The following is an 8,814-nucleotide window of genomic DNA, read 5'->3' on the forward strand; positions in this document are numbered from 1 at the left end:
CGGCCGTACGGCTCGCCGGCTGCTGCACCCCCGTACCGCCGGACGCGGTCACCGGCTTCGAGGTCCGCGGCGGCGCCGTCACCGTGCACCGCACCCAGTGCGCCGCCGTAGCCCGGATGCAGGTGGCCGGGCGGCGGCCCGTGGGCGTCCGCTGGCGGGGGAGGGGCGAGGGCAGCCCAGGTGGCTGCCGCGTAACCCTCTACGCCGAGGCATTCGGCAGGCCGCAGCTGCTCGCCGACCTGACCGAGGCCATCGCCCTGGAGGGGGCGGCCGTCGTCGCCGCCTCCGTCGAGCCGCCCCGCGAACAGCGCGTCCGCCACACCTACACCCTCCAACTCCCGGACGCTGCCCGGCTGCCCGCCCTGATGCGGGCCATGCTCAAGGTGCCGGGGGTGTACGACGTCAGCCGCGCCCAGCAACCCGCCATGACCTGAGCGTTGGCCATCGGGCCCGGGAAAAGTGCGGCCCTGCGGCGGGTTTGAGATCCGTACGAAGCCCACTTTCGGGTGGGTGCGGAGCGCGGCGTCCGCATGTCGGCGGGCCGCTGCTGATAGCCGTACTGCATGATCCGACCTCCGCGTCCCATGGCCCGCAGGGCGGCCCTCTCCGCCGCCGTCATGGTCACCCTCGTCGCGGCCGGTGCGCCGTCCCCCGCCCCCCTCGGGATCGGCGACAGGCTCTTCCCGCACCTCGGAAACCCCGGCTACGACGTCCGCGCCTACGACATCGCCTTCGACTACTCCGGCAGCAACCGCGAGCCGCTCCGGGCCGTCACGTCCATCGACGCCCGCGCCACCGAGTCGCTGTCCCGTCTCAACCTCGACTTCGCCCGCGGGGAGGTCCGCTCCGTCGAGGTCAACGGAGAACCCGCCCGGTTCCGCACCGTCGGCGAGGACCTCGCCGTCACCCCGGCCGAGCCGGTCGCCGACGGCGCCCCGCTCCGGATGCGCATCGCGCACACCAGCAGCACGCGCGGGAGCGACGGCGGCTGGCTGCGGACCGAGGACGGCCTGGCCATGGCGAACCAGCCCGACGCCGCGCACCGCGTCTTTCCCTGCAACGACCACCCCTCGGACAAGGCCCGCTTCACCTTCCGGATCACCACCCCGCCGGGCCTCACCGCCGTCGCGAGCGGACTGCGGCTCTCCGGCGAAGACGCCGACCGAGGGATTTCCGGCGAAGGCACCGGCCGGGCGCCCGGCCGGAAGCCCCGCGCCGCCGACGGCAGGACCACCTGGACCTACCGCGGCGTCCACCCCATGGCCCCCGAACTGGCGCAGGTGTCCATCGGCCGGTCCGCGGTGATCGGGCGCGAGGGGCCGCACGACCTGCCCATGCGCGACGTCGTGCCCGCGGCGGACCGCGGGCGCCTGGGGCGGTGGCTCGCCAAGACTCCCGCCCAGATCTCCTGGATGGAGAGCAAAGTCGGCCCGTACCCCTTCGAAAACTACGGCGTCCTCATCGCCGCGGCTGAGACCGGCTTCGAACTCGAGACGCAGACCCTCTCGCTCTTCGAGCGAGGGCTGTTCACCGACTCCCGCTACCCGGAGCCCTACGTCGAGTCGGTCATGGTCCACGAGCTGGCCCACCAGTGGTTCGGCGACAGCGTCAGCCCCGAGCGCTGGACCGACCTGTGGCTTAACGAGGCCCACGCCACCTGGTACGAAGCCCTGTACGCCGAGGAGAAGGCGGACGTCTCGCTGACCGAGCGGATGCGCCAGGCCTACGCCAGCTCCGACGGCTGGCGGGCCGAGGGCGGGCCCCCGGCCGACCCCAAAGTCCCCGACCCCGGCTCGAAGATCAGCATCTTCCGGCCCATCGCCTACGACGGCTCGGCCCTCGTGCTCTACGCGCTGCGCGAGCGGATCGGCACCGCGGCCTTCGACCGGCTGCAGCGCGCATGGGTCACCCGGCACCGGGACAGCCACGCCTCCACCGCCGACTTCATCGCCCTGGCCTCCGAGATCTCCGGCAAGGACCAGTCCGGCTTCCTCAGGCCCTGGCTGTACGCCACGAAGACACCGCCGATGCCCGGGCACCCCGAGTGGAGGTCCGAGCGGCACGGAACCGGCATCGGAACGCTCCTCGGACCGGTTCTGCACCCCGGAAAACACAGGTGACTGCCCGCGCGGAGCGTGGGACCATTTCGGTGTCGGCGACGGGGGCGCCGGCCCGGGGAATCCTCCGGGCCCTCCCCGCGTTGACCCGATGAGAGCTCCCGACGACCTAAGGATCCAATGACCTCCTCCTCTTCTTCCCAGGACGCCCAGCGCTTCTCGGCGAGCCTCCGTGCCGACGCCCTGATGGAAGAGGACGTCGCGTGGAGCCACGAGACCGACGGGGAGCGTGACGGCGATCAGTACGACCGCTCCGACCGCGCCGCCCTGCGCCGTGTCGTCGGCCTCTCCACCGAGCTCGAGGACATCACCGAGGTCGAGTACCGGCAGCTGCGCCTGGAGCGCGTGGTGCTGGTCGGCGTCTGGACCTCCGGCACGGTGCGGGACGCGGACAACTCCCTCGCGGAGCTCGCCGCGCTCGCCGAGACCGCCGGCGCGATGGTGCTCGACGGCGTGATCCAGCGCCGCGACAAGCCGGACCCGGCCACTTACATCGGCTCGGGCAAGGCCCAGGAGCTGCGCGACATTGTGCTGGAGACCGGGGCCGACACTGTCGTCTGCGACGGTGAGCTCACCCCCGGCCAGCTCATCCACCTCGAGGACGTCGTCAAGGTCAAGGTGGTCGACCGCACCGCCCTGATCCTCGACATCTTCGCCCAGCACGCCAAGTCCCGAGAGGGCAAGGCGCAGGTCTCGCTGGCACAGATGCAGTACATGCTGCCGAGGCTGCGCGGCTGGGGTCAGTCGCTGTCCCGGCAGATGGGTGGCGGTGGCTCCGGCTCCTCGGGTGGCGGCATGGCCACGCGCGGCCCCGGTGAGACCAAGATTGAAACGGACCGGCGCCGGATCCGCGAGAAGATGGCGAAGATGCGCCGGGAGATCGCGGAGATGAAGACCGGTCGCGACATCAAGCGCCAGGAACGGCGGCGCAACAAGGTGCCGTCGGTCGCGATCGCCGGATACACCAACGCGGGCAAGTCCTCGCTCCTCAACCGGCTCACCGGCGCGGGCGTGCTGGTGGAGAACGCGCTGTTCGCCACCCTCGACCCGACCGTGCGCCGGGCCGAGACGCCCAGCGGGCGGCTCTACACCCTGGCCGACACCGTCGGCTTCGTACGGCACCTGCCGCACCACCTGGTCGAGGCCTTCCGCTCCACCATGGAGGAGGTCGGCGACGCCGACCTGATCCTGCATGTGGTGGACGGATCGCACCCCGTCCCGGAGGAGCAGCTCGCGGCCGTACGCGAGGTGATCCGCGACGTGGGCGCGGTCGACGTACCCGAGATCGTGGTGATCAACAAGGCCGACGCGGCGGATCCGCTGGTCCTCCAGCGCCTGCTGCGTATCGAGAAGCGTGCGATCGCGGTTTCCGCGCGCACCGGTCGGGGCATCGAGCGGCTGCTCGCCCTGGTCGACGCCGAGCTGCCGCGGCCGGAGGTCGTGGTCGAGGCCCTCGTGCCGTACACGCACGGGAAGCTGGTCTCGCGGGCGCACGCCGACGGCGAGGTGATCTCCGAGGAGCACACCCCGGAGGGCACCCTTCTCAAGGCGCGGGTCCACGAGGAACTGGCCGCGGAACTCCAGCCGTACGTACCGGCCGGCAGCCCCTGACCGGCCACCGCCCAAGGCCGCCGCACAGCGAGTCGAGGCCCGTTCCCACCCTTGGGTGGGGGCGGGCCTTTCCGCTGCCCGTGCCCCTTCCGGCCGGGACCCGCCGATCTCCCGGGGACCGCCAAGGATCTTCCCGCCGCCCCGTGATCCACCGCTGCCGCCGTCGTTGGTACGTACGGGGGACAGCGCGGCAGCGTTCTCCACATCCAGCAGGAGGATCGACGAAACGTGGCAGTGACCCAGCCGCCCCCGGTGGCGGCACCTCCGGTCGATTCCGCCCACGAGGGCATCCTGCGGCGCCAGGCGCTCCGCGAGTCCGTGGCCCGCACCTACGCGCGCTCGCTGCCCATCGTGCCCGTACGCGCGCGGGGGCTGACGATCGAGGGCGCCGACGGCCGCCGCTACCTCGACTGCCTCTCCGGAGCCGGATCGCTGGCGTTGGGGCACAACCACCCGGTGGTGCTCGAAGCCACCCGGTCCGTCCTCGATTCCGGGGCCCCGCTGCACGTCCTCGACCTGGCGACACCGGTCAAGGACGCCTTCACCACCGAGCTGTTCCGCACCCTCCCCCGCCAACTCGCCGACCGCGCACGGGTGCTGTTCTGCGGCCCGGCCGGGACGGACGCGGTGGAGGCGGCGCTCAAACTCGTCCGCGCCGCGACCGGCCGCACCGGACTCCTCGCCTTCACCGGCGCCTACGGGATGACCGCGGGAGCGCTGGAGGCCTCGGGCGGCGCCCAGGATGTCCGCGTGACCCGGCTGCCGTTCCCTTACGACTACCGCTGCCCGTTCGGCATCGGCGGGGAGCGAGGCGCGGAGATGTGCGCGCGCCTGGCCGAGAACCTGCTCGACGACCCCAAGTCCGGCGTTCAGACGCCGGCGGGCATGATCCTCGAACCCGTCCAGGGGGAGGGCGGCGTGATCCCGGCTCCGGACCCTTGGATGCGCCGGATGCGCGAACTCACCGCCACCCACGGCGTTCCGCTGATCGCCGACGAGGTACAGACCGGCGTCGGCCGGACCGGAACCTTCTGGGCCATGGAGCACAGCGGGGTCGTGCCGGACGTGCTGGTGCTGTCCAAGGCCATCGGCGGCAGCCTGCCGCTGGCCGTCGTCGTCTACCGCGACGACCTCGACACCTGGCCGCCCGGCACCCACGCGGGAACCTTCCGCGGCAACCAACTCGCCATGGCCGCGGGCGCTGCCACGCTCGCGTACGTACGGGAGAACGGGCTCGCCACTCGGGCCGCGGAGCTCGGCGACCGAATGCTGCGCCAACTGAGTGGACTCGCCATGGACCAGCCCTGCGTCGGGGATGTCCGCGGGCGCGGGCTCATGATCGGAGTCGAGCTCGTCGACCCCGAGGCCGGGGCGGCGGACGACGCCCTTCCCGGCAGAGGGCTGCCGGCTGCTCCAGAGATCGCCGCCGCGGTCCAGCAGGAGTGTCTGAGCCGGGGGCTGATCGTGGAACTCGGCGGCCGCCACTCCAGTGTCGTCCGGCTGCTTCCGCCGCTCACGATCACCGACGAGCAGGCGGACGCCGTCCTCGACCGCCTCAGCGAGGCGATCACGGCCGTGTCCCGCACGGCCGGAGCCGGCCGGCCCGGGCGGCAGCCCCAACGAGGCGGCAGCAGAGCCGGTTTGCCGCATCCGGTCCCGGGAACCAGCCGGTGACGACGGGCCGTCAGGGCCCCCGGCCGCGGCATGCGCCCGGCGCGCTCCACGCACTCGGGCACCGGAGCCGGACCCCTGTCGGCACGCCCGGGCTCGACGCACCCCGGCCCCGAACACAGGGCCCACCGACAAAGGAGGGAGGCGCCTCCTCCACGGCATCACCGCCTGGACCAGGGCGCCGAAGAGACCATGAACGTACGCACCGGCGGCGAGTCCGCAGCGATCACCGTCGAACCCGCCCTTCCGCGCCCGTCCGGTCTCTCCGAGACGTGCCGGACGACACTGCCGGACCCGCTCGACGACCCCGACCCACGCGCCGCCGCCGAGGCCGCGGGCACGGAGAACCTGCTGCGCTGCTGGGTGCGTGAGAACAGCACGCCACCACCGGGCGGCGACACCCTGCGCATCCCCCTCCCCGCCAGCGGGACCGCGCTGCTGGTGCCGGTCCATTACTGGTCGGCCACCGGATGCCATCGCTTCGGCGCCCCGGCTTTGGAGAGCGGGCCGCTGGACGCCCCCGCGGCAGACGCCGTCACCGTCGCCGCGCTCCTCGGCCGCGAGGCCGCACCCGCCGCGTCGGCCGGGCAGATCGAAGGCGCAGCGCGGGGCGGGGTCCCCGCCGGGGACGGCACCGACCTGGTGGGCCGTGTCGCCGACTCCGTACGCCGCACCGCCGAGTTCATCGCCGACCGCCGGGCCAGCCCCGCCGTACCGATCACCGGCGATCTCTTCCTCGACGCCGAACAGTCCCTCGTACTCGGTCATCCGCTCCACCCCACTCCCAAGAGCCGCGAAGGGCTCTCCGAAACCGAACTCCGTGCCTACTCACCCGAGTTGCGCGGCGCCTTCCCGCTACACTGGATGGCCGTGGACCGATCGGTCCTGGCCACCGACTCCGCGTGGACCGAGAGCGGTCGCTCGGTGCCCGCCGAACAGTTGCTCGCCGATCTCGCGGGCGGCGGTCTCGAACTCCCCGGCGGCGCGGCGCCGCTGCCTCTCCACCCCTGGCAGGCCCGCGAACTGTGCCACCGGCCCGAGGTCGCGGAACTCCTCGACGCCGGGCTGCTGCACGACCTCGGCCCTCATGGCGCCCCCTGGCATCCCACCTCCTCCGTACGCACCGTGCACCGGCCCGGCGCCGCCGCGATGCTCAAGCTCTCCCTCGGTCTGCGGATCACCAACTCCCGCCGCGAGAACCTCCGCAAGGAGCTCCAGCGCGGCGTCGAGGTGCACCGCCTGCTGTGCGGTGGCCTCGCCGAGCAGTGGCAGCGCGTCCACCCCCGCTTCGACATCGTCCGGGACCCGGCCTGGATCGCCGTCTCTCTGCCCGGAGGCGAGCCCGTGCCCGGACTCGACGCGGTGATCCGGCACAACCCCTTCGGCCCCGGCGACGACGTCGCCTGTGTCGCCGGCCTCACCTCGCCCCGCCCCTGGCCCGCGGACCCGGTCGCCTCGGAAATCGCGGCAACCGCGGACACGGCAGGACTGCCGAAAGCCCCCGGAGCCCTGGGTCCCGGATCCCTAGGTTCCGGAGCGCCGGGCCCCGAGGCCGCGGGGCCCGCTGCCGGCATGCGGTCCCGTCTCGCCGACGTCGTGCGCCGCCTGGCGGACCGGACCGGGCGCCCGGTCGGCGCCGTCTCCGCCGAGTGGTTCCTGCGCTATCTCGAGGCTGTGGTCCGCCCCATCCTGTGGTTCGACGGCGAAGCCGGCATCGCCCTGGAGGCGCACCAGCAGAACACGCTCGTGCTCCTCGACGCCGACGGCTGGCCGGCGGGCGGCCGCTACCGCGACAACCAGGGCTACTACTTCCGCGAGTCGCACCGGGACGCGCTCGGCCGAAGGCTGCCCGGCATCGGTGTCGAGAGCGACACGTTCGTCCCGGACGAGGTCACCGACGAGCGCTTCGCCTACTACCTCGGCATCAACAACGTCCTCGGTCTCATCGGGGCCTTCGGTGCCCAGGGGCTCGCCGACGAGCGGCTTCTCATCGCCGCGTTCCGCCGCTTCCTGAGCGAGGTCGCGACTGGTCCCGGCAGGACCTGCTCGCCACTGCCCGCCCTGCTCCTCGACTCCACCACTCTCCGCTGCAAGGCCAACCTCCTCACCCGCCTGCACGGCCTCGACGAACTCGTCGGCCCGGTCGCCGACCAGTCGGTGTACGTCACCATCTCCAACCCCCTTGCGCTACCGGCGGCATGAAGCCCGGCCCGCCCTGTCAGACCAGTGACCAGTGAGAGGAGAGCTTCGCCGTGCCGTCCACCGAATCCACTCCCGGCACCGACCCCGGAGTCGAGCCCCGAGTTCAGGCGGGATCCGACTCCAGCACCGACGACACCCTCGACCTGCACATCCCCGAGGAACTCACGGCGCTGATCGCCCAGGAGCGGGCCGCCCTCGCCGAGCCGGAGCCCTCGCGGCGGCCTGTCCGCCCCAGGTCTCCCTGGTCCGGCCCCGACCTCCTGGACTGCGTCGCCGACTGGGGCCCCGCACCCCTGAACTCGGGCTCCTTCCGGCTCGTCCCCGTTCGTCTCGACCGCGACCTGCCGCTCATCGTGCGCTGGATGAACGACCCGGCGGTGGCCGCTTTCTGGAACCTCGAAGGCCCCGACGAGGTCACCGCCGCCCACCTGCGCGCCCAACTCGACGGCGACGGACGGAGTGTGCCGTGCCTCGGCGTGCTCAACGGCACCCCGATGAGCTACTGGGAGGTGTACCGCGCCGATCTCGACCCGATCGCCCGCCACTATCCAGCGCGGCCGAACGACACCGGCCTCCATCTGCTCATCGGCGCCGTCGGCGACCGAGGCCGGGGCCTCGGCACGATCCTGCTGCGGGCCGTCTCCGATCTCGTCCTCGACCACCGGCCCTCCTCCCACCGCGTCATCGCGGAGCCCGACCTCCGCAACACCCCCTCCGTAGCGGCCTTCCTCGGCGCGGGCTTCCGCTTCCACTCCGAGGCAGACCTCCCCGACAAACGAGCGGCACTGGTGATCCGCGACCGCGCCCATCGCCACCTCCTCTGACTCACCGGTTGGCTCACCGGCGAGCCACGGAAACGGCACGTGCCGAAATCCCGCGAACTGCGCCCGCACACACCGCGCTCGCGCGACACTCACACGCACGGACCGCACTCGCACCATTCGCCCCCCTGGCTCGCTGATCCCTTCACTACTTTCCATACACCGCTCGGCCCGCCGAAGTTCCGTCCGAGGAGCCCAGACTTTGCCCCCGTCACTTCCGCCTTCCCCGTCACCGCAGCTGAGCCCCGGCGCCTGGAACCGAGCAGCCCGCCGCCTGTTCGCGAAGATGCTCGCCGAGTTCGCGTACGAGGAGGTGATCGTTCCCGAGCCGGACGCCCCGCAGCCGGGCAGCAGCCTCCCGGACGCCAACACCCCGGCCGGCGCGGCCCCGG

7 protein-coding genes are annotated in these 8,814 nt (G+C 72.7%); all 7 read left to right on the plus strand.

Translation table 11 applies throughout. The features are described from left to right. Positions 1-434: bifunctional (p)ppGpp synthetase/guanosine-3',5'-bis(diphosphate) 3'-pyrophosphohydrolase (locus AOK16_RS05980; protein ID WP_169790863.1), on the plus strand; the 434-nt coding region annotated here is incomplete at its 5' end. A gap of 129 nt (positions 435-563) precedes the next feature. After that, positions 564-2,120 (plus strand): M1 family metallopeptidase, encoded by a 1,557-nt coding sequence (locus AOK16_RS05985; RefSeq protein WP_055471169.1) that lies wholly within the window; start codon positions 564-566, stop codon positions 2,118-2,120. A 117-nt stretch (positions 2,121-2,237) separates the two neighbouring features. Beyond that, a complete protein-coding gene (hflX, locus tag AOK16_RS05990) occupies positions 2,238-3,728 on the plus strand; it encodes a GTPase HflX (protein WP_055471170.1) in 1,491 nt (496 codons plus the stop codon). A 228-nt stretch (positions 3,729-3,956) separates the two neighbouring features. Further along, positions 3,957-5,402 (plus strand): diaminobutyrate--2-oxoglutarate transaminase family protein, encoded by a 1,446-nt coding sequence (locus tag AOK16_RS05995; protein ID WP_055471171.1) that lies wholly within the window; start codon positions 3,957-3,959, stop codon positions 5,400-5,402. Between the two features lie 189 nt (positions 5,403-5,591). After that, positions 5,592-7,601 (plus strand): IucA/IucC family protein, encoded by a 2,010-nt coding sequence (locus AOK16_RS06000; RefSeq protein ID WP_079101108.1) that lies wholly within the window; start codon positions 5,592-5,594, stop codon positions 7,599-7,601. A gap of 50 nt (positions 7,602-7,651) precedes the next feature. Beyond that, positions 7,652-8,425, plus strand: a complete 774-nt coding sequence (locus AOK16_RS06005) for a GNAT family N-acetyltransferase (protein ID WP_055471172.1) — start codon at positions 7,652-7,654, stop codon at positions 8,423-8,425. Positions 8,426-8,624: 199 nt separating this feature from the next. Then, positions 8,625-8,814, plus strand: a 190-nt coding sequence (locus AOK16_RS25270; RefSeq protein WP_157859123.1) for a hypothetical protein, incomplete at its 3' end; no start/stop codon positions are given.

This window comes from Streptomyces pathocidini, assembly GCF_001418495.1.
GTDB lineage: Bacteria > Actinomycetota > Actinomycetes > Streptomycetales > Streptomycetaceae > Streptomyces > Streptomyces pathocidini.